Here is a 527-nt window from a genome sequence, read left to right as displayed (position 1 = left end):
AAATAATACTGAAATTACAGATGAAATCAAAGAAAATATTGCAAAAAACAAATTTCCTGTTGAAGCAGATTTTTTAACCACTATAAATCCTATAGGAACAGAAGATGAGATTATAAAAAATAATAATTTAATAGCATCTAATGAAAGAATTTCAGTACAAGAAAGATTAAAAGCTAAAAATGTAGCTGAAAATTTTGTACAAGCAATAATAAGTATTGATAAAAGCAAACCAGAGCAAGCTGCTGAAAGAGCTAAAAAATATGTAGTACCAGAAAAAAAGAAAGAAATTGAAGATTTATACATATTTCTAGGAAAAAATCAAAATGAAAAAGCATATTTAGTAGATGAAATAAGTTCATATGAAGAAAAAAATAAAGAAGAGAATGATTATGTTTATTTTAATGTATATACAAATGCGGTAGCTATAGACCAATATGATCAAAAAGTTAGTTTTGGGAGGCCAACTTACAATGTACAATTATTAAAATTAGATGGAAAATGGCAAGTTGTACAATATAATATAAATT

General features: G+C 24.7%; 1 protein-coding gene. It reads left to right on the top strand.

Going from position 1 to position 527, the window contains the following annotated elements; all coding sequences use genetic code 11:
- A partial coding sequence (locus GBZ86_RS17610) for a hypothetical protein (protein ID WP_170272325.1) occupies nt 1-527 on the top strand: 527 nt, incomplete at both ends.

This window comes from Clostridium tarantellae, assembly GCF_009295725.1.
In the GTDB taxonomy this organism is placed as follows: Bacteria; Bacillota; Clostridia; order Clostridiales; family Clostridiaceae; genus Sarcina; species Sarcina tarantellae.
Note: the sequence above shows the minus strand (reverse complement) of the source record. Positions and strands in the feature narration are given on the sequence as shown.